Origin of the sequence: Streptomyces katrae, assembly GCF_000966975.1 — a bacterium.
In the GTDB taxonomy this organism is placed as follows: Bacteria; Actinomycetota; Actinomycetes; order Streptomycetales; family Streptomycetaceae; genus Streptomyces; species Streptomyces katrae.
In genome coordinates this window covers 1-951 of record NZ_JZWV01000836.1, presented here as the reverse complement: position 1 = coordinate 951, position 951 = coordinate 1, and the positions used below count along the sequence as shown (strand labels likewise).

The 951-nt window shown below is 68.8% G+C and carries 1 protein-coding gene; it reads right to left on the bottom strand.

The genetic code is table 11. The features are described from left to right. Positions 1–933, bottom strand: a 933-nt coding sequence (locus VR44_RS27570) for an IS481 family transposase (RefSeq protein ID WP_045950322.1), incomplete at its 3' end; no start/stop codon positions are given. Positions 934–951: the final 18 nt, after the last annotated feature.

Below are 951 nucleotides of genomic sequence, written 5' to 3'. Positions count from 1 at the left end.
GTCGAGTGCGGTGTGGCAGCGGTGGTGGTTGTAGGTGTGGAGGAAGTCTGCCAGGGCTTCGGTCCGCTCGGTGTTCGAGGTGTAGGGCCGTAGGTAGGCCCACTCGTCGAGGAGGGTGCGGTTGAAGCGTTCGACCTTGCCGTTCGTCTGTGGACGGTAGGGCCGGATCTTCTTGTGGGCGATGCCCGCTGCCGTGAGGGTCTGGGTGAAGAGCTTGGACTTGTAGCAGGCGCCGTTGTCGGTCAGGACGCGTTGGACGGTGATGCCGTGGCCGGCGAAGAACGCGTTCGCCCGCTGCCAGAAGGCGATGGCGGTGTGCTGGCGTTCGTCGGGCAGGACCTCGCTGTAGGCCAGGCGGGAGTGGTCGTCGACGGCCGAGTGGATGTAGCTGTAGCCGATCACCGGCGTGCAACTCTTGCGCTCGGTGGTGGTGGCCTGACGGTTTCGGTCGCCGGCTGCGCGGCCGACGGTCCGCCATCCGCCGCCGTCGGGGATGTTGCCGAGCTTCTTGATGTCCACGTGGACCAGCTCGCCGGGCCGGTCGCATTCGTAGCGGCGGATCGGCTGACCGGTGGGCCGGTCCAGCCAGGCCAGCCGGTTCAGGCCGTGCCGGACCAGGATCCGGTGCACGGTCGAGGCGGGCATGCCCAGGATCGGGCCGATCCGGGCAGGGCCGAGCTTACGCTCGGAACGCAGCCGGCAGACCTTCGCCTCGACCACGGTGACGGTCCGGTGCGGGGTGGTGCGGGGACGGCTGGAACGGTCGTGCAGGCCCGCATCACCTTCGGCCCGCCAGCGGCGGACCCATTTGTGGGCCGTGGGACGGGATATGCCCATCTCCGCGGCCACATGCGCGACAGGACGGCCGGCAAGGACACGTTCGACCAGGATCCGCCTGCCGTGAACGGTCAGCCGGGCATTACGGTGGGACACGAAGACCTCCGTGCGGTG